The following is an 18,817-nucleotide window of genomic DNA, read 5'->3' as shown; positions in this document are numbered from 1 at the left end:
TAAAAAACATGAAAATACACGTTCGCCCTTCATTAACAACCTTCTCTTGGTGGCGCTCTAAATAGAGCGGCGCGGAATACTTACATTCTTAAGCTGCTGGATGGTAGCTAAGAGTGTTTGATCTTTTTATCTCCAGTAGCGATCTATTAAATACTTGGAGACAAATATGAATACCCATAAAAACACATCTCAGCGTGAAATTATACTTACCGGAGATCGAGCAACAGGTCCATTACACCTAGGGCACTATATTGGTTCATTGCAACAACGAGTCAAATTGCAAACGGAGCACGAGCAAACAATCTTGGTCGCGGACATGCAAGGGTTGACGGATAACGCGCATAATCCATCAAAGGTATCCTCTAATATTCTCAATGTCGTTGCAGATTATTTGGCTGTTGGTATCAACCCCGCTCAAACTACGATCACGTTGCAGTCTCAAATTCCAGCGTTAGCCGAGTTGACAATGTATTACAGTAATCTAGTTTCTATCGCACGATTAGAGCGAAACCCTACGGTTAAAAATGAGATTCAGAGTAAAGGTTTTGAACGCTCTATTCCCGCAGGCTTTTTAACGTATCCAATTTCTCAAGCTGCTGATATTACGGGGTTTCATGCGACGCTAGTACCAGTGGGTGATGACCAACTGCCAATGTTAGAGCAAACTAATGAAATCGTGAGAAAAATAAACCATCTGGGTGGAAAAGAGGTTCTTAGAGAATGCCGTCCATTACTTAGCGATGCACCTCGTTTGCCGAGTACTGACGGTAAAAATAAGATGTCTAAAAGCATGGGGAACGCAATCAACTTAGGGGCCTCCGAAAAGGAGATTTCCGCGGCAGTGAAATCTATGTATACCGATCCCAATCATCTGAAAATTGAGGACCCTGGCCAAGTCGAAGGGAATATTGTATTCATCTACCTCGATGCTTTTCATCCTGATAAAAATTATGTCGAACAGCTAAAAGACCATTATCGACGAGGTGGGTTAGGTGATGGTTTGACCAAGAAAGTGTTAGAAGAATGCTTACAAGAGATGCTTCGCCCTATTCGAGAAAAGCGCGCTATGTATTTGGATGATAAAGCGCAGCTGATTGATATTTTAAAACAAGGTAGTGAGCGTTCTCGCGAGAAAACCGAAAAAGTGCTATTTGATGTGAAAGATGTATTTGGTTTAAATTTATTCTGAATTAAAAGTAGAGAGTTGAACATAAGGCACGCGGCTGGTTAGCAACGTGCCTTTTTAAGTTCCCAGCCAGTCAAAGCGCATTGTTAAGAAGAAAAAAATTCACGACGAAAATCCGCGACTTCTTGTTGGTAATAGCTTTGCCATTCCGGTTCTGACAAATTTGAATGGCTAGAAGCTCTTTGCGTTCTTAGCTTGGACTCAAGTTGTTGTAATGCTTGTTGATAATCTTTGACTTGTTTTTTTTACTCTGTAATTTGCTGCTGACGAGCATGAATCTCTTCGCTTTCGTCCTTCGTTAAGTAAGTTTTTTGCAGCTCTGCGATGATAGTTTGGCGATCTGGAAAGCTCATGCTATTGGGTATCAGGGCGACTGCACGCTCATATTTTTCCTGGTCGCTTGTTAGCCCGATAGCATCTGCATGTTCTTGCCAGTCAATGGTGAGTTGCTCGAAAGATCGCAAAAAGTTATCTGGGCTTTGAGTGTCCAGCTTTTGGGCTTCTAAGTTGCAATCGTACAGCGCGAACTCATCCGCGAAAACAACATCAGCCAATTCTCCCCAGATGCTTCTTGCTTCGTTCTTCAGCTGTGCAATACGCGACGCCAGTGATTGTTGCTCATCAAATAACAAATTTCCTACACTCTCTTGCCATTGGCTGCTGAGCTGAGGGTAGTTCGCCAAAAGCTGGAATCGAGCTGAAGATAAATGCGCCTCAAACAAGGCGACCTGCTCTTCACAACTACGGTTCAACATACACTCTTGCCAAAACGTCTCAAGTTGGGCGACAAGTTTCCTGCCTTTGAGTTGAGTTAATCGCTCAGTCGTTATTTGAACTGTGGAAGGGAGCTTAGTTGTTTGTGGTGAAGTATCCGTATCGGGCACGATGCTGCTTGTTTGTGGTGAGGTACTGGAGACACTCTGATTTTTTGTCTTAGGGGAAGGAGAGGAAGCGAGCTCTTTTTTTTTGAACATCGTGATTGAAAGTTAAAAATATCATGCCCGCCATAATGGCGGACATGATTATCAAAGCGATTTTCTTCATGGCTTGATTGTTGCGCTTACTGGGAAATGGTCAGAAAGGTTGTAGTGTTTCCATAAACTCTCTGCGGTTGTGCGCGGCACGTCTACACGGTTGTCATTGAATGATTTCACCCCGTATTCACTACTCACCATAACATAGTCAAGGTATTCCACGTTTTCGCCACCTGATAACGCTTCACCTGCAAAGTTATTGATACGGGGATCAAAGGTTGACTCCGTGTAACCAGAGTACTGAGGCTCTATGGCGCTTAAGTTAGCGATCATTTGTTGGTAGTCACCAGGGAACTTTCTTTTGTTTACGTTAAAGTCGCCGCTGTATACCACAGTTTCGCTCGAAGGAATGTCAAGAGATTGGGCGAGTGCGCGGATTTGTTTGAACTGGCGCTGACGATACTCACGGGCGGTGTCTGTATCGAAAGATGCGGTATGGGTAGCAAACACATGGTAAGCCTGACCTCCTTTAATTATTTCCGCATAATTTACGCCTTTATCGGCAAAGCAGTCTGTACCAGAGCAATCAGGAAAGACATATTGCGCTTCATTCACGATAGGGTAGCGACTAACTATGATTACGCCACCATCATGAATATTAACGCCTTCTTTATCTAACATCTTTGTTTGGTAAGGATATTCCTTGGCTAACTCACGTAAGAATGCTTCACGACCGCTGGCAAACACCTCTTGCAGCGCCAAAACATCGTAACCTTTTACATGTTGAGGAATCAGTTCGTAACGATCTCCAATGTGCGATGCAATAGCCGTCAACGCCCAGATGTTATAAGTCATCAACTTAAGGTTTTGTTCTTCGTTGTCGACAGACTCCGCTACCTTGCTTGGCGTGATGGTGTAGTAAAGATCATCATATCGAGCGGTACTGTCTGACTTAAATGCCAGTTCGGTTTCTCTCGTACCAAAAGCGTTAGTGTTGGCACGATGAATGTTACGATCATCTTTGAGAGATAACTCGACATCGGCTGCGGACAAGCCGTATTCAATGGTCGAATTGTACCAATGGCCTTCCATTATTTGATTGAGTGTTATGCTTTCACCTTCGGGGCTAGAAACCACCGTTTCAAAACGGTAAGTTTGATTTGATTTCACGCCCTCCCAGCGGTTGAAGCTTAATACAGATTTAGTTTCCCACGGACCAAGTACCTGCACATGTTGTTGCCATTCTTCTCCGTATTGAAGCAAATCACTGCCTTCATGTTTTACTTGAATAGTTAACGGTTGCTCAGAGTTATTCGTTAGGTAAACGTCGGTATCTGCAATGCTGGGTAACGCTATCAAGCTACTTAATAAAAGGCTCCACTGCGAAAATTTCATCTTATTTTTCCATCATTTGAACTAGAGCAATCATTCTTGTTTATAAATGTTACTTGCACGTTAAATATGGATGACATCTAAGCCAGCGCTGAAAATTGTTATCAGAATGTGATCTTTATTCAATGGTGAGAATGGGGATATTGAGTGTGTGGCCGTTAAAGCGGTGGAAAATAGTACCAACAGTCAACGAATTGCATTCACTGCAATCAAGCTGTCATCTTTGCTCTATAAGTTGTGCGGCGTCATTCATCTAGCTATATGGCTAGAACTCAAATTGATAGATGGAGCACCATGGCTAGAGCAGTAAATCCAACCGATGAAACCATCATTAAATTGTTACAAGAGCAAGGTTTGATTAGAAGTGAAGCAGAAGCGCGTTTAAAGAAAGAGGTGTACCGCTTGCAACCTAATGAGATAGCAAAAGTAAAAAATTATGCCCAGCATTTTGGGATAAATGCGAAAGAAAAGCTCATCGATGAGATCTTGGATCTGCGCCGAGAAGCGCTCATGAAAAGATGTAGACACAATACGGAGCATACGAGCCTATCTCTAAAATAGCATGTGATAAAACTATCAATTACTGGTCAAGATTTGATCTCTCAAGCCGATGTATATAAGAGCGTTCAATGATATCGAGCGCAAAAAACAGTGTGTTTTAGAGGTTAAGCTTTCACTTAAGTGAGAGGTTTGGAAAGGCTGCGGGGAGAAAGTGCATGCGTATTAAAGACTTAAGTGTCGTAAAGAAAATATCGGTTAGTTATTTAACCGTTTTTGCCGTGTTTGGTTTAGTGTCAGTAATGTTGGTGCAAGGTTTGTTAACACTGAATAAAGACATCTCAGTGTTAACAGATAAAAGTTTACCTTCTGTTGCGATTTTGAAAGGTATCCAAGTTGATATTACTAAAGTGCGTAAAGATGAGTTCTCTTTATTGCCAAACGCAAATCACCCCAAAATTGGTGAGTGGTTAAAAGGCCTCGACCAATGGCGTTCTGATGTGCAGGCTGGTATTGCAGAATACGAAAAGCTCGACCTTAATAAGCGTGAAACGCAGTCTTTTAGCGTTTTTAAAGAAACTTGGAATCAATACATCAAAGAAACGAAGACTTACAACGTACTGCTAAGCCAAGGTGATGCTGAAAGTGCAAATGATGTGATTTTATCGAGTTTCGATACCTACTCAAAAGCGTTGAGCAGCTTGGATAATACCCTCGCGTTGAACGATGAGTTGGTGAATTTGATTGGTGAAGAAGTACAAAGTGAAGCGGCATTTACACAATACAGCGCTGCTGTTGGTGCGCTCGTCGTCGCATTGGTCATGGTAATGTCTGCCATGTTGCTTTCTCGAGTCATTTGCGGGCCTGTTGATCGAGCATTGGAATTCGCTTCTAAAATCGCCAAGGGTCAATTGAATAATCAAATCGACGAAAGTGAATTGAGCAAAGACGAGTTAGGAACGTTGCTTAAAGAGCTTGTCGGTATGCAAACAAACTTACATTCGCTGGTTTCTGAGATTAATGACTCAACGATTCAGCTAACGGCAGCAGTAGAGGAAGTGAGTGCTATTTCTTCTCAGACCGCCTCTGGTATGCAAAATCAACAAATTGAACTTAGCTCGGTGGCTTCTGCGATGACAGAGATGCAAGCTGCTGTAAGTGAAGTGGCACAAAATACCGAAGTTGGCGCAACCTCTGCTTATTCGGCTGCGGAAGTGGCAAAGCAAGGAACGGCGACGTTACAACAAACTATCGCAGTAATTGAGCGTGTATCACATACGATCCAAGAGTCAGATGAACTGGCACGTGAGCTTGAATCGAGCTCAAACAATATCAATGTGGTCGTCGATGTGATCCGCGGGATTGCCGAGCAAACAAACTTGTTAGCACTGAACGCTGCAATTGAAGCCGCTCGGGCTGGCGAACAAGGACGTGGGTTTGCTGTTGTGGCAGATGAGGTTCGTTCTCTGGCGCAACGCACTCAAGACTCCACTTCACAAATTGTGGAAATTGTTAATCAGCTACAAGAGAGCAGCAGTAAAATAGGGCATTCAAGCCGTGATTGTCAGGAGGGTATTTCTCAGTGTGTTGAGCAAGTTAATGATGCTGATAGCCAGATAAAAGAAATTGAACATTCTGTCGATAACATAGCGCAAATGAGCACACAAATCGCAACGGCGTGCAGTGAGCAGAATTCTGTATCCGAAGAGCTGAATCGCAGTGTGGAGCATATTAATAGTGCTTCAACAGAGATGGCTGAGGGAGCTTCACAAACGGCTGTGGCTTGTCAGCAGATTAGTAGCCTAGCGCACAACTTGAAAACTCGAATGGGTTCATTCCAGCTCTAGTTGTTGTGTTTCAGCTTTATTCCTAACCTCATTGCTACAATAAATAAGCCGGACGAAATGTCCGGCTTATTTATTCTCTGTCTATATAAGTTCAGAGTATGCTCAACCTTGGGAGAATATGCTCGCTAGGCTGGAATACCACTGTGAAACTTAAAATCTGTATCTGGCGTAGAAATTAAATCTGCCTCTATACGTCCAAAGTAGGCGATGCGCTCGCTGATATCTTTGCCTGCGATTTGCTCCGCTAATACAAGATAATCCTGGTAATGGCGTGCTTCTGAACGTAATAAAGAAATGTAGAACTTTGCGATATCGTCATCCATATGTGGTGCTAGTTTGGCAAAACGCTCACAAGATCGGGCTTCGATGTACGCACCAATGATGAGTTTATCGATCAGCGTTTCCGGCTCATGAGTCTTCATATGCGAAATCAGTCCTTTAGCATAGCGACTTGCTGGAATATTTTTATACTCAATTCCACGACTTTCCATGATCTCTAAAACTTGATAAAAGTGGTGTAACTCCTCTTTTATCAAAAGCACCATCTTATCGATCAAATCTTGGCTGTATGGTGAGTCGGACTTAGCCATGATTGACTTAGAAATATTGCTCTTGCCTTTTAAAGTTTCCAATGAGCCTACGTTACGGTAAGCAAAATCTTCGTAGGGCTTAAACCAGTCAAGTAGAGCATGTGAACTGGATTGGTCAACGGCATACTTACGAATTAAAAACATGGCAGATTGGCCAGCTTTTAGTTCGCACAGTAGGTGGTCTAACAAAATGGTTTGAAGGTTCTCTGGTTTCTTTGCTTCCTCTACCCATTCATCAGGTGTACTGCATTGCAGAAATTGGTTAATGGGAGCAAGAAGATCTTGATAGGCGTCTAGATTCATCATTTTAGTTTTAGTACTTCACATTTTTATTGGGCATATCCGTTGTCTTGCGGATAGAAAAAAGGCTGCAATTGCAGCCTTTCTTGACCTGAAGTGAATGTTACCACTTTTTCTTCTCGCCGAAGAGTGCTTCCATGTCATTGTCACGCTCTTTGTCAGCAATCTGCTGCATTTCGGCATCGCTTTTATCTTGGCGCTTTTTATCTAAGTCACCCAACATCTCTTCAAGCTTTTGTTTCGCTTGAATAGAATAAGGATCGCTCTTAGTGCTCAAAGCATCGATACCTTTACGCAGCAGTTGAAGCGCGGTGCCTGGTTGGCCACGAGCGATAGAGTCGTTTGCTCTTTTGATGACATTTTCAATGTTGATGCGAATTTGCATCGTTTCCAAGCGCGCATTTTCGGTGACGTAAGTCTGGGTATCCAATCGGCCTTTGTTGTGCTCGTTACGGATAGTGTCGCGAAGTCGTTTAACCAGCTTAAGCATGACGATAGCTTGTTTATCACTACTCGGCATCTTGAAAGTGGTACTCTCGCCAGTAGGACCATTCTCTTTTAGCTGCGTAATCTGCTGCTTCATATTTTCGATACGTTGAGCAAGTTGCTTGTTCTTCGGGTCTAGCTCATGCATGCTCTCTAGCGCGTCAAGAATACGATTGTTTAGACACAGCAACAGCTCTTTACTAAAAGGGATATGGTGCGCATGACCAATCAACTCTTCAGTACCATCTATCAAGGCTACATATCGCGCTGATTCCTGCCTTTTTGCGGTTTCAACTTTAACCTTATATTGCAACATAATGTTATAGCCTAGGATTAACACCAGTAGGATGGCTACCAAAGCGATTATTAAACCAATATTCATATCTTTGCGTCTGCTTTACTTTTCTGCGGCTAGCGTTAAAGAATACATGAATCTTATCTTACTCGGCACCTTATTTGTTTGATTATTTTGTCTCTCCCACGTTTTAGTTACTGATAGAAGTCACATCATAGAACTTCGGTCATTTATTGGCTCAACTTTGTGCATATTGTTTCTTGCTTGAAGATTATTAGTATGTGATTGAGGTATAAGTTAGAAATTGCTGTTCATTTCGATTTGAACGCGTTATAACTAATTATTATATCGCTCGCTTGAGTGGCCAATAAACTCTCTCATGAATAAGTAAGGGATTACGATGAAACTGCAGCAGCTGAAGTATATTGTTGAGGTTGTAAACCATAATCTGAATGTATCTGCAACGGCGGAAAGCTTATATACCTCTCAGCCAGGTATTAGTAAACAGGTTCGGTTGCTGGAAGATGAGTTAGGTATTCAGATTTTTGAACGTAGCGGTAAGCACTTAACGCAAGTGACGCCAGCTGGAGAAGAAATTGTACGTATCTCTCAAGAAATTCTCGCTCGTGTAGAAAGTATCAAAGCGGTGGCTGGAGAGCACACCCATCCAGAAATGGGGACGCTGAATATCACCACGACACATACGCAGGCTCGTTATGCACTGCCAGATGTCATCAAAGGTTTTACTTCTCGTTATCCAAAAGTGTCGTTACACATGCACCAAGGTACACCATCACAAATGTCTGAGGCGATAGCTAAAGGCACAGCGAATTTTGCGATTGCGACAGAAGCTCTTCACTTATATCAAGATGCCATCATGCTGCCTTGTTATCACTGGAATCGTTCAATAGTTGTGCCTAAAGACCACCCACTAGCGAAGAAAGACAAAGTAACGATCAGTGATCTTGCCGCTTACCCATTAGTCACTTACGTGTTCGGTTTTACTGGCCGTTCAGAGCTGGATACAGCATTCAACCGCGAAGGTTTAACCCCGCGAGTGGTGTTCACGGCAACTGATGCAGACGTCATTAAAACTTACGTTCGTATGGGTATTGGTGTGGGTGTGATTGCAAGCATGGCTGTGGATGAAGAGCAGGACGGTGACTTGGTTGCAATAGATGCGAGCCATTTGTTTGGCGCGAGCACCACGAGCATCGGCTTCCGCCGTGGTACATTCTTACGCTCTTACATGTTCGATTTTATGGAGCGTTTTGCACCGCACTTAACGCGTCCAGTGGTTGAGCAGGCGATTTCGTTGAAGTCTAATGCAGAAATCGAAGAGATGTTTAAAGACATCGAGCTTCCGGTGAGATAACACTTCATTGATGTTTCGATTCCCTCTACAATGCGCTCGTTGTAGGGGGAGCTATGAAAACGCAATTTCAATTTATTAATGACTGCTTAATCGAAAACCAATCTTTGTGGCGATTCGAGCCTTTTAAAAGCAGCATTCACACATCATTACCTTGGCAGGAGCAACATCCTCGACTGTGCCAATGGCTAGCGTCTCTTACTCCCTCTCAAATCGAAGAATACAAAGCAGCACCAGAACTCGCGTTAAAAGCACTTAGTCCGTTTTTGCCTGAGCTTGAACAACTCGCAGAACTGACTCATTTAGAGCTTTTGTCGTTAAACGGCTTGGAACTCGCTCGTGGTTTAGATAACGGTATTCCGGGACGTAAGTTGGAGCAAATTAGCTCGATGGGTGAAGCTGCAATTCAACAACACTGTAGCGAAGAGTGGCTAGAATGGTGCTCAGGTAAAGGTTACTTGGGGCGAATCCTGACAACGCAAACCGATCAGCCTGTAACCAGCTTTGAATACCAACAAGCACTGTGCGATTCGGGGCAACAAGCAGCCAATGAACATCATTGGAAGATGACGTTTATTCAAGGTGACGCGTTTGATAGCAAAGCGAAAGCCGTGTTTAAGCCAACGCAACACGCAGTAGCACTGCATGCATGCGGTGACCTTCACGTTCGTCTAATGCAGTACGGCAGTGAAAATGGGATTGCTGCGATGACCATATCACCTTGTTGTTACCACTTGATTCAGTCGGAACAATACCAGCCGATGTCGGAATCGGGCAGGGCTTCTTCTCTCTCATTGTCTACGCAAGAACTGCGTATCCCATTACAACAAACGGTGACGGGAGGAGAGCGCGTGCGTCGTCATCGTCAGCAGGAAATGATGTTTCGTCTTGGGTTTGATTTGATCACGCGACAAGCTTTGGGGATGGCAGAGTATCAGCCTGTGCCGAGTATCCGTAAGTCGCAATTAAGTGATGGTTTTGAATCGTTCTGTCGCTGGGCAGCGGAGCAAAAAGGCATTGTTCTTCCTCAAGAAATCGATTTCTCTCATTTTGAAAAGTTAAGCAAACAACGCTTCTGGCAAATGGAGAGAATGAGCTTAGTGCAACTTGTTTTTCAACGTCCGTTGGAGATTTGGCTCGCATTAGACAAAGTGCTTTATCTTGAAGAACGTGGTTACCGTGTTAGATTGTCAGAGTTTTGCCCTAAATCGGTCACGCCTAGAAATATTTTAATTTGTGCATATAAGATTTAGTTATTCTTTATAGCCAAACGCTCTATATGAAAAAGCCCACTTCAGTGTGGGCTTTTGTAAACAAAACGTGACAAATTATGTTTTATTTTGTCATTAATTGAACATAGCGATAGCTTGAGTTGGTTCAACGTATTCCAAGTCAAAGCTTTCTGCTACTTCTTTACACGTTACTTTTCCGTGAATAACGTTTAGACCTTCAAGGAAGCCTTTGTCTTCTAGAAGTGCTTCGCGGTAGCCTTTATTTGCTAACTTCACGATGTATGGAAGTGTAGCGTTGTTGAGTGCAAATGTTGAAGTGCGAGCAACTGCGCCAGGCATATTTGCTACACAGTAGTGAACCACTTCATCAACGATGTAAGTTGGATCTGCGTGAGTTGTCGCGTGTGAAGTTTCGAAACAACCGCCTTGGTCAATTGCCACGTCAACCACTGCCGCACCAGGCTTCATCTTAGCAATGTGCTCTTTAGTGACCAGTTTAGGTGCTGCTGCGCCAGGAATTAGAACGGCACCGATAACAAGGTCTGCTTCTAGAACATGCTTCTCGATAGCGTCTTCAGTAGAATAAACCACTTTTGCGCGACCTTGGAATTCTTCGTCAAGCTTACGAAGTGTGTCTACGTTACGGTCTAGAATGGTGACGTCAGCGCGAAGGCCAACCGCCATACGAGCAGCGTTTGCACCAACAACGCCACCACCAACGATAACGACTTTTGCAGGTTCAACACCAGGTACGCCGCCTAGGAGCAGACCACGACCGCCGTGCGATTTTTCCAACGTTTGCGCGCCAGCTTGGATAGACATCCGACCTGCCACTTCTGACATTGGTGCTAACAGTGGCAAACGACCCATATTATCTGTTACAGTCTCATAGGCTATACAGACAGCTTTGCTCTTGATTAGCTCATCAGTTTGTGGAAAATCTGGTGCTAGGTGTAAATAAGTAAATAAAATTTGCCCTTCGCGGAGCATTGCTCTCTCTACTGCTTGGGGTTCTTTTACTTTTACAATCATGTCTGCTTGCGCAAATACGTCAGCAGCATGAGGGAGAATGGATGCGCCGACAGCGATGTAATCATCGTCTGAAAAACCAATGCCGGCACCTGCATTGGTCTCAACTAAAACTTGGTGACCATGTGAGATGAGTTCTCTCACGCTAGCTGGGATCATACCAACACGATATTCGTGATTCTTGATTTCCTTAGGTACGCCAATGATCATCCTGTATCCTCTTTCTATAATGGTTGTATTAACTGTTAGTAGGGTGTTATTGTCGAATTAATAACTAGTATAGTTATAGATTTGTAAAATTTGGCACCAAATATTAAAAAGTTGTAGTATATTTTTTTGCAAGGAAGTAATAAGGTGGAATAAAAAATGGCAGACAACTATAAAAAGCCGTCCAAGGAACTAGACCGTATCGACCGCAACATTCTTAATGAGCTGCAGAAAGACGGTCGTATTTCAAACGTTGAGCTTTCAAAACGTGTGGGACTTTCTCCAACGCCATGTTTGGAGCGTGTACGTCGCTTAGAGCGTCAGGGTTATATCACAGGGTATACTGCATTATTGAATCCGCAGTTCCTGGATGCATCACTATTAGTATTCGTTGAGATTACGCTAAACCGTGGTGCGCCGGATGTGTTTGAGCAGTTTAACTCAGCTGTTCAAAAGCTAGACGACATACAAGAGTGTCATCTTGTTTCAGGTGACTTTGACTATCTTCTTAAAACCCGTGTATCAGATATGGGTGCTTACCGCCGACTATTGGGCGATACGTTACTACGTCTACCTGGCGTAAATGACACTCGCACATACGTTGTTATGGAAGAAGTGAAACAATCTAACCAGCTTGTGATCAAAACTCGTTAATTTCTTGCAAAGAAAGCGGTATATGCTTCCGCTTTCGCCAGAGAGTAATTGGGTTTTTCTCCTTGATATGGTTAAATCAATTTACCGAGCGGCTTGATGCCGCTCGGAATGTTTTGCAATTTCCTATTTCATTTCCATATTCAAGTTGATTTATGTTCAAAGAGAACGCAAAGAAAGTCGAAACCATTATCAAAACCAGTGAAGAGCCCCAGTCTTCACGCTTAAATGGCTTCCAACGCTTAAAAGAGTGCTGCTTTATCGTTGGCGTTCTTAGCTCGGTATTGCTTGCGGTTGCACTATTTACCTTCAGTCCGGCCGATCCTTCTTGGTCCCAAACCGCATGGGGAGGGGATATCGATAATGCTGGTGGCCTTTTCGGCGCTTGGCTAGCCGATACTCTATTCTTCACATTTGGCTCTCTCGCTTACCCAATCCCTTTCTTGCTAGCGGCGGCTGCATGGGTGATTTGCCGTAAACGAGGAGAAGATGAGCCCATTGATTTCATGCTATGGGGTACAAGGCTGCTCGGTCTTGTCGTCCTTATTATGACCAGTTGCGGTCTTGCAGATATTAATTTTGATGACATTTGGTATTTTTCATCCGGAGGTGTGGTCGGGGATGTGTTGTCTAGCCTCGCTTTACCTACATTAAATGTACTCGGTACCACATTGGTACTGCTGTTCTTGTGGGGAGCGGGCTTTACGCTCTTCACTGGCATCTCATGGCTTAACATCGTGGAATGGCTTGGTGATCGTGCGTTAGCACTAATTGCCGCGCTTGCAAATAAGGCAAGAGGTTCAGAGCAGGAAGTTTTAGAACCTCAGCTTGATGAGTTTGTAGAAGATAAAGTCTCTACGCCTAAACATAATGTAGACCATGAAATTGATGATGAGCCGCTTCCTCATTTAACGGCATACGACGTCGATGAACCGAAAGAATCGGCGCCAACGCATGAGTATCCTATTTATATGCCGCAAGCTAAACCTGATAAGCCTGCGGAACAGGCGATGGTAGAACCGACGCCACCACAACGCAAGGCTACGGTTAATGCTGCGCCAGTTTATGCTGAACCTGAGCCTCAAACACAACCTATCCATACGGTTAACACGGATAACGTTGATCCGCTCTTGGAACGCACCAAGCAACTGAATGTTACGATAGAAGAGCTTGAAGCAGCGGCGCAACAAGCAGATGACTGGGGAACTGAAGAACAGGCAGCCCCATCATTTGCAGATACTTACTCTTCCTATGTAGGGCAACATACAGCAACAGAAGAACCGATCAGCGTTGAACCAGATTATGCGGAGTACGAACAATTTGAAGCAGAGCAAGTACAGCAGCCAAGTATTGAGCATCCTGTACATGAAGAGCCTGCGATTGATTCTGCTGTATTAGATAGCATCACGGCGCAAACGGAATCGAGCCAACATATTGAGCCTACGATCTCTGACTTTGATGTGTTAGATGATGAAGACGAAGTGGAGTCTCAGCCTGCACAGCAAGTACAGCCAACAACGCCTCATCAGCAAGTTGCAACACCTTCAACAACATTTGAACCTGCACCTCAAAAAGTGGAGGTAGAAGAGGTCCAAGACAACGACCAAGACGTTACCGCATTCCAAGATATGGTTTCCAATGCGCAAGCCAAAGTCGCTGCAACACAGAACCCATTTTTGGTACAGAAAGAAGAAAACTTGCCAGTTCCGGAAGAGCCACTCCCAACGCTCGAGTTGCTTTATCATCCAGAAAAACGTGAAAACTTTATCGACCGTGATGCGTTAGAGCAGGTCGCTCGATTGGTAGAGAGCAAACTCGCTGACTACAAAATCAAAGCCGATGTGGTTGGTATTTATCCTGGTCCAGTGATCACTCGTTTTGAGCTTGATTTGGCGCCGGGGGTGAAAGTAAGTCGTATTTCTGGTCTTTCAACTGACTTAGCGCGTGCATTGTCTGCGATGGCGGTACGTGTCGTGGAAGTAATCCCTGGCAAGCCTTACATCGGTTTGGAACTGCCAAACATGAGTCGTCAGACGGTCTATTTATCTGATGTCATCAGTAGCCCTCAGTTTGAGCAAGCAACGTCACCAACAACGGTTGTGTTAGGCCAAGACATTGCGGGCGAAGCTGTGGTGGCCGATCTTGCGAAGATGCCTCACGTGTTAGTAGCAGGTACAACAGGTTCTGGTAAGTCGGTGGGTGTGAACGTGATGATTTTGAGCATGCTGTATAAAGCAGGTCCAGAAGATGTACGCTTCATCATGATTGACCCGAAAATGCTAGAGCTTTCTATTTATGAAGGTATCCCTCATCTTCTTTCTGAAGTTGTGACTGATATGAAAGACGCATCAAATGCTCTGCGTTGGTGTGTGGGCGAGATGGAACGTCGTTACAAATTGATGTCGGCATTAGGTGTACGTAATGTGAAGGGCTTCAACGAAAAATTGAAGATGGCAGCAGAAGCGGGCCACCCAATCCATGACCCGTTCTGGCAGGAAGGCGACAGCATGGATACTGAACCGCCATTGCTAGAAAAGCTGCCTTACATCGTCGTTGTTGTTGACGAATTTGCTGACCTAATGATGGTGGTAGGTAAGAAAGTTGAAGAACTGATTGCTCGCTTGGCGCAAAAAGCGCGTGCGGCAGGTATTCACTTAATTCTTGCGACTCAGCGTCCATCGGTTGATGTTATTACCGGTCTAATTAAAGCGAACATTCCAACTCGTGTTGCGTTTACGGTATCGACTAAAACGGACTCTCGTACAATCCTAGATCAAGGCGGCGCAGAATCACTACTTGGTATGGGTGATATGTTGTATCTACCGCCGGGGTCAAGTCATACAACTCGTGTTCACGGTGCATTTGCATCAGATGATGATGTTCATGCTGTTGTAAACAACTGGAAAGCGCGTGGTAAACCGAACTACATTGAAGAGATCATCAGTGGAGATCAAACTCCAGAAAGTCTATTGCCAGGTGAGCAAATGGAAGCGGATGAAGATGTAGACCCGCTCTTCGATCAAGTTGTTGAGCACGTGGTTCAATCACGTCGAGGTTCGGTTTCCGGTGTTCAGCGCCGATTTAAGATAGGTTACAACCGTGCCGCCCGTATTGTAGAGCAGCTTGAAGCGCAGGGCATCGTAAGTGCTCCGGGTCATAACGGTAACCGTGAAGTACTGGCACCTGCGCCACCAAAAGATTAATGAACTTGTGTGACTCACCTCAGTCCAACTGAGGTGAGTGGTTCTAATAATAGGTATCTGAATGAAAAAACTATTTTCAGCGAAACTTTTCTCCGCGCTTGTTTTAAGCTTTTCCCTCTTCTCTACTGCACACGCAGCGTCTCCTAAAGATGAATTAAACAAACGCCTTTCTATGAATGATGGCTTTAGTGCAGATTTCTCTCAGCAGGTTATCAGCCCTGAAGGCGAAACGGTGATGGAAGGAGAAGGTACGGTTGAAATTGCCCGCCCAAGCCTGTTCCGTTGGAGTACAACATTCCCTGATGAGAACCTATTGGTCTCTGACGGTAAGACATTGTGGTACTACAGCCCATTCATCGAGCAAGTGAGCATCTACTGGCAAGAGCAAGCAACAGAGCAAACGCCATTTGTTTTGCTAACGCGTAACCGAGCAAGTGATTGGAATAACTACAAAATATCTCAAAAAGGTGACCAGTTCACTCTCATTCCTACTGCAGTAGACTCCACACAAGGTCAATTCCAGATTAATATTGATGCCAAAGGTGTGGTGAAAGGCTTCAATGTGGTTGAGCAAGACGGCCAAAAAGGTTTGTTCACCTTTAACAACGTGAAGCTGGGTAAACCAAAAGCAGACAGATTCACATTCACAATTCCAAAAGGTGTGGAAGTGGATGACCAAAGGAATTAATTGGTAGTGAGTAATTACACATTAGATTTCTCGGGGGACGAAGATTTTCGTCCCCTTGCTGCTCGTATGAGACCGGAAACGATCGAGCAATACATTGGACAGCAGCACATTTTAGGCCCTGGTAAGCCACTGCGCCGTGCGCTAGAGGCGGGTCACATTCACTCTATGATCCTTTGGGGACCACCAGGCACAGGCAAAACGACATTAGCGGAAGTGGCTGCAAACTACGCCAATGCTGAAGTAGAGCGTGTGTCTGCCGTAACGTCTGGTGTGAAAGAAATCCGTGCTGCAATCGAGAAAGCACGTGAGAACAAAATGGCGGGTCGCCGCACCATCTTATTTGTGGATGAGGTGCATCGCTTCAACAAATCTCAACAAGACGCGTTTTTACCGCATATCGAAGATGGCACGGTTACCTTTATTGGTGCGACGACAGAAAACCCATCGTTTGAGTTAAACAACGCATTGCTGTCACGTGCACGTGTCTACAAGCTAACGTCTCTCGATAAAGATGAAATCTCACTGGCGCTGAATCAAGCGATCAGTGACAAAGAGCGTGGCTTGGGCAATACACCCGCACATTTCGCTGATAACGTATTAGACCGCCTAGCAGAACTGGTCAACGGTGATGCTCGCATGTCTCTCAATTATCTTGAGCTGCTCTACGACATGGCAGAAGACAATGCGCAAGGTGAAAAAGAGATCACGCTTAAGTTGCTGGCTGAAGTGGCAGGGGAGAAAGTCTCTCGCTTCGATAACAAAGGTGATATCTGGTATGACTTAATCTCTGCGGTCCACAAATCCATTCGTGGTTCAAACCCGGACGCTGCGCTTTACTGGGCTGCACGTATGATTGCTGCGGGTTGTGATCCTCTTTATATTGCCCGTCGATTACTTGCGATAGCATCGGAAGATGTCGGCAATGCGGACCCTAGAGCCATGCAAGTGGCACTCTCCGCGTGGGACTGTTTTACACGCGTTGGTCCAGCAGAAGGTGAACGTGCGATTGCTCAAGCTATTGTTTATCTCGCGTGCGCTCCAAAGAGTAATGCCGTTTACGTTGCTTGGAAACAAGCGCTAACGGACGCTCATAACTTACCTGAATATGAAGTGCCGCATCACCTTCGAAATGCGCCAACCAGTTTGATGAAAGACATGGGTTATGGGGCTGAGTATCGTTATGCTCACGATGAGCCTGGTGCTTACGCAGCAGGTGAGCAATATTTGCCGCCTGAAATGGGCGATCGTAGGTACTATCAGCCGACAAATCGTGGTCTGGAGACCAAAATCGGCGAAAAGTTAGATTACTTGGCTACTTTAGACGCAAATAGCCCACAAAAGCGCTATGAAAAGTAGGCGTTTTTGGATACATTTGTTTAGTAAATTTTTTTAACGCGTACGCTTGGAAAGTGCGCGTGATTTCACAACAAAAAGCATAGGATTAACAATGCTGGATTCTAAATTACTTCGTACAGAGCTGGATGAAACAGCTGCTAAACTGGCGCGTCGTGGCTTTAAGCTAGACGTAGATACTATTCGTAAACTTGAAGAACAACGTAAGTCCATTCAAGTAGAAGTAGAAAATTTACAATCCACGCGTAACTCCATCTCCAAGCAAATCGGCCAAAAAATGGCGGCTGGCGACAAAGAAGGCGCAGAAGAGATCAAGAAACAAATCGGTACGCTAGGTAGCGATCTTGATGCGAAGAAAGTTGAACTTGAGCAAGTAATGGCTCAACTAGACGAGTTCACGCTTTCTGTACCAAACATCCCAGCAGACGAAGTGCCAGATGGCAAAGATGAAAACGACAACGTTGAAATCTCTCGTTGGGGTGAGCCAAAGTCTTACGACTTCGAACTGAAAGATCACGTTGACCTAGGCGAAATGGGTGACGGTCTAGACTTCGCAAGCGCAGTTAAGATCACTGGCGCACGTTTCATCGTGATGAAAGGCCAATTCGCTCGTCTACACCGTGCAATCGCTCAGTTTATGCTAGATCTTCACACTGAAGAGCACGGCTACACAGAAATGTACGTACCTTACCTAGTAAACTCTGACAGCCTATTCGGTACTGGTCAGCTTCCTAAGTTCGGTAAAGATCTTTTCCACACTGAGCCTTTAGCGGAAAAAGTAAACGACGAAGAGCCACGTAAACTGTCTCTAATCCCTACTGCAGAAGTACCTGTAACGAACCTAGTTCGTGACACGATTTCTGACGAAGCGGATCTACCAATTAAGATGACAGCGCACACGCCATGTTTCCGCTCAGAAGCAGGTTCTTACGGTCGTGATACTCGTGGTCTGATCCGTATGCACCAGTTCGACAAAGTTGAGCTAGTACAAATCACTAAGCCAGAAGATTCAATGAACGCACTAGAAGAGCTAACAGGTCATGCTGAGAAAGTTCTACAACTTCTTGAGCTTCCTTACCGTAAAGTGGTTCTATGTACAGGTGACATGGGCTTTGGCGCTCGTAAGACTTACGACCTAGAAGTTTGGGTTCCTGCTCAAGAAACTTACCGTGAAATCTCTTCATGTTCTAACATGTGGGACTTCCAAGCTCGTCGTATGCAAGCGCGTTTCCGTCGTAAAGGCGAGAAGAAACCTGAGCTTGTACACACGCTAAACGGTTCTGGTCTTGCTGTAGGTCGTACAATGGTTGCTATTCTAGAAAACAACCAAGAAGCAGACGGCCGCATTGCGATCCCTACAGTACTTCAGAAGTACATGGCAGGCGCAACGCACATCGGTTAATTCATTAACCACTAGAACACCAAAACCCAGCCTTAGTGCTGGGTTTTTTGTTATCTGCGTCGAGTGAAAATACGTTGTTATGTAAATGTAGGATGAGGTATTGCATAGTTAG

Annotated in this window: 15 protein-coding genes; 10 read left to right on the top strand and 5 right to left on the bottom strand. The window is 44.6% G+C overall.

Features of this window, described 5'->3' with window-relative positions:
- Positions 1-166: 166 nt before the first annotated feature.
- Complete coding sequence (trpS, locus tag KI742_RS11125) at positions 167-1,189, top strand: tryptophan--tRNA ligase (protein WP_285386178.1); 1,023 nt, start codon at positions 167-169, stop codon at positions 1,187-1,189.
- 242 nt (positions 1,190-1,431) lie between these two features.
- Here trpS and KI742_RS11120 read toward each other — a convergent pair whose 3' ends face one another.
- Positions 1,432-1,941, bottom strand: a complete 510-nt coding sequence (locus KI742_RS11120; protein ID WP_285386179.1) for a hypothetical protein — start codon at positions 1,939-1,941, stop codon at positions 1,432-1,434.
- Between the two features lie 285 nt (positions 1,942-2,226).
- Positions 2,227-3,555, bottom strand: coding sequence for a sphingomyelin phosphodiesterase (locus KI742_RS11115; RefSeq protein WP_064353784.1), 1,329 nt, complete (start codon positions 3,553-3,555; stop codon positions 2,227-2,229).
- 291 nt (positions 3,556-3,846) lie between these two features.
- Between KI742_RS11115 and KI742_RS11110 the strand changes: the two genes are divergently transcribed.
- Both KI742_RS11110 and KI742_RS11105 read left to right on the top strand, forming a co-directional pair.
- On the top strand, positions 3,847-4,113 hold the full coding sequence (locus tag KI742_RS11110) for a hypothetical protein (RefSeq protein WP_005388970.1): 267 nt from the start codon (positions 3,847-3,849) through the stop codon (positions 4,111-4,113).
- A 155-nt stretch (positions 4,114-4,268) separates the two neighbouring features.
- Positions 4,269-5,897: a methyl-accepting chemotaxis protein gene (locus KI742_RS11105; RefSeq protein WP_285386180.1), complete on the top strand. Its 1,629-nt coding sequence runs from the start codon at positions 4,269-4,271 to the stop codon at positions 5,895-5,897.
- Between the two features lie 125 nt (positions 5,898-6,022).
- Here KI742_RS11105 and KI742_RS11100 read toward each other — a convergent pair whose 3' ends face one another.
- Positions 6,023-6,793, bottom strand: coding sequence for a tRNA isopentenyl-2-thiomethyl-A-37 hydroxylase MiaE (locus KI742_RS11100; RefSeq protein ID WP_005388968.1), 771 nt, complete (start codon positions 6,791-6,793; stop codon positions 6,023-6,025).
- A 97-nt stretch (positions 6,794-6,890) separates the two neighbouring features.
- The gene (locus KI742_RS11095) at positions 6,891-7,655 is read right to left on the bottom strand and encodes a hypothetical protein (protein WP_005378247.1); all 765 of its coding nucleotides are present in this window, start codon (positions 7,653-7,655) and stop codon (positions 6,891-6,893) included.
- A gap of 313 nt (positions 7,656-7,968) precedes the next feature.
- Between KI742_RS11095 and cysB the strand changes: the two genes are divergently transcribed.
- On the top strand, positions 7,969-8,943 hold the full coding sequence (gene cysB, locus KI742_RS11090) for an HTH-type transcriptional regulator CysB (RefSeq protein ID WP_005388967.1): 975 nt from the start codon (positions 7,969-7,971) through the stop codon (positions 8,941-8,943).
- 53 nt (positions 8,944-8,996) lie between these two features.
- Positions 8,997-10,193, top strand: a complete 1,197-nt coding sequence (locus tag KI742_RS11085; protein WP_285386182.1) for a methyltransferase — start codon at positions 8,997-8,999, stop codon at positions 10,191-10,193.
- 93 nt (positions 10,194-10,286) lie between these two features.
- On the opposite strand, the gene ald is transcribed toward KI742_RS11085, so the two are convergent.
- The gene (gene ald, locus KI742_RS11080; RefSeq protein ID WP_005378241.1) at positions 10,287-11,411 is read right to left on the bottom strand and encodes an alanine dehydrogenase; all 1,125 of its coding nucleotides are present in this window, start codon (positions 11,409-11,411) and stop codon (positions 10,287-10,289) included.
- 156 nt (positions 11,412-11,567) lie between these two features.
- Here ald and lrp point away from each other — a divergent pair, with 156 nt between their 5' ends.
- The 5 genes from lrp to serS all read left to right on the top strand — a co-directional run bounded on the left by lrp (position 11,568) and on the right by serS (position 18,705).
- Entirely contained in the window at positions 11,568-12,062 is a 495-nt protein-coding gene (lrp, locus tag KI742_RS11075; RefSeq protein WP_005378234.1) for a leucine-responsive transcriptional regulator Lrp, read from the top strand.
- A gap of 152 nt (positions 12,063-12,214) precedes the next feature.
- Positions 12,215-15,262, top strand: coding sequence for a DNA translocase FtsK 4TM domain-containing protein (locus KI742_RS11070; RefSeq protein WP_262665539.1), 3,048 nt, complete (start codon positions 12,215-12,217; stop codon positions 15,260-15,262).
- A 61-nt stretch (positions 15,263-15,323) separates the two neighbouring features.
- On the top strand, positions 15,324-15,950 hold the full coding sequence (gene lolA / locus KI742_RS11065) for an outer membrane lipoprotein chaperone LolA (RefSeq protein WP_005388103.1): 627 nt from the start codon (positions 15,324-15,326) through the stop codon (positions 15,948-15,950).
- Positions 15,951-17,306: a replication-associated recombination protein A gene (locus KI742_RS11060; protein ID WP_038889531.1), complete on the top strand. Its 1,356-nt coding sequence runs from the start codon at positions 15,951-15,953 to the stop codon at positions 17,304-17,306.
- Between the two features lie 91 nt (positions 17,307-17,397).
- Positions 17,398-18,705, top strand: a complete 1,308-nt coding sequence (gene serS, locus KI742_RS11055; protein ID WP_005378225.1) for a serine--tRNA ligase — start codon at positions 17,398-17,400, stop codon at positions 18,703-18,705.
- Positions 18,706-18,817: the final 112 nt, after the last annotated feature.

It is taken from the genome of Vibrio sp. D417a (assembly GCF_030248595.1).
In the GTDB taxonomy this organism is placed as follows: domain Bacteria; phylum Pseudomonadota; class Gammaproteobacteria; order Enterobacterales; family Vibrionaceae; genus Vibrio; species Vibrio alginolyticus.
The sequence above is the reverse complement of the archived record's forward strand: the minus strand, read 5'-3'. Positions and strand labels throughout refer to the sequence as shown.

What these genes read in the sequence shown, in the direction of transcription:
- trpS (WP_285386178.1), top strand. Translation starts at nt 167, where the DNA reads ATGAATACCCATAAAAACACATCTCAGCGTGAAATTATACTTACCGGA.
- KI742_RS11120 (WP_285386179.1), bottom strand. Translation starts at nt 1,941, where the DNA reads ATGTTGAACCGTAGTTGTGAAGAGCAGGTCGCCTTGTTTGAGGCGCAT.
- KI742_RS11115 (WP_064353784.1), bottom strand. Translation starts at nt 3,555, where the DNA reads ATGAAATTTTCGCAGTGGAGCCTTTTATTAAGTAGCTTGATAGCGTTA.
- KI742_RS11110 (WP_005388970.1), top strand. Translation starts at nt 3,847, where the DNA reads ATGGCTAGAGCAGTAAATCCAACCGATGAAACCATCATTAAATTGTTA.
- KI742_RS11105 (WP_285386180.1), top strand. Translation starts at nt 4,269, where the DNA reads ATGCGTATTAAAGACTTAAGTGTCGTAAAGAAAATATCGGTTAGTTAT.
- KI742_RS11100 (WP_005388968.1), bottom strand. Translation starts at nt 6,793, where the DNA reads ATGATGAATCTAGACGCCTATCAAGATCTTCTTGCTCCCATTAACCAA.
- KI742_RS11095 (WP_005378247.1), bottom strand. Translation starts at nt 7,655, where the DNA reads ATGAATATTGGTTTAATAATCGCTTTGGTAGCCATCCTACTGGTGTTA.
- cysB (WP_005388967.1), top strand. Translation starts at nt 7,969, where the DNA reads ATGAAACTGCAGCAGCTGAAGTATATTGTTGAGGTTGTAAACCATAAT.
- KI742_RS11085 (WP_285386182.1), top strand. Translation starts at nt 8,997, where the DNA reads ATGAAAACGCAATTTCAATTTATTAATGACTGCTTAATCGAAAACCAA.
- ald (WP_005378241.1), bottom strand. Translation starts at nt 11,411, where the DNA reads ATGATCATTGGCGTACCTAAGGAAATCAAGAATCACGAATATCGTGTT.
- lrp (WP_005378234.1), top strand. Translation starts at nt 11,568, where the DNA reads ATGGCAGACAACTATAAAAAGCCGTCCAAGGAACTAGACCGTATCGAC.
- KI742_RS11070 (WP_262665539.1), top strand. Translation starts at nt 12,215, where the DNA reads ATGTTCAAAGAGAACGCAAAGAAAGTCGAAACCATTATCAAAACCAGT.
- lolA (WP_005388103.1), top strand. Translation starts at nt 15,324, where the DNA reads ATGAAAAAACTATTTTCAGCGAAACTTTTCTCCGCGCTTGTTTTAAGC.
- serS (WP_005378225.1), top strand. Translation starts at nt 17,398, where the DNA reads ATGCTGGATTCTAAATTACTTCGTACAGAGCTGGATGAAACAGCTGCT.